This is a genomic window from Limnospira sp. (assembly GCF_051859755.1).
In the GTDB taxonomy this organism is placed as follows: Bacteria; Cyanobacteriota; Cyanobacteriia; order Cyanobacteriales; family Microcoleaceae; genus Limnospira; species Limnospira fusiformis.
In genome coordinates, this window is record NZ_JBIMLI010000426.1 from 1 (window position 1) to 516 (window position 516).

The 516-nt window shown below is 50.0% G+C and carries 1 pseudogene; it reads right to left on the reverse strand.

The features are described 5' to 3' along the window. Window positions 1-107: 107 nt before the first annotated feature. Window positions 108-516: pseudogene (locus ACTIE0_RS24995) on the reverse strand (hypothetical protein); the annotation flags it as partial.

The window sequence follows — 516 nt, forward strand, 5'->3', positions numbered from 1 at the left end:
GTTTATCCTCAACCCTTCTCGCTTATTATACCCTATTGCCCTAAAATATTAACCGAATTTGAGATTAAATCATGCTCTCGAACCCACCCCCTAGATCATGATGTCAATTAACGTCGCCGTCTTCCAGAGGAACCGGAACGGCTGGGACTTCTACTACCACTACCAAAACTGGGTGTACGTTGTCTTTGGGGACGAGCCTGCTGAGACTGACGCAAATTGCTAGTTCCCGCGCCAGAACCGGTTGAGCGATTAACATTGGGGTTAGTTTGGCGAGTAGTAGAACTAGGGGAAGAACTGCGAGCGGTTCCAGTAGTGCGGAAGGTTTGCCGATTTCTAACGGAGGCGGGAGGTTCATTGTACCTAGTGCGATATTGGGTGACCGCCTGGTTGTAGGTGTTACCAGAACCGCCATAGCCAACTAATGAACTACCGGACTGATATGCGGGGGGAACATAGTAACGGGGGGAAAATAAGCTAGTGGCGATCGCACTACCCACAAAGGAAGCCGCAAAAGGA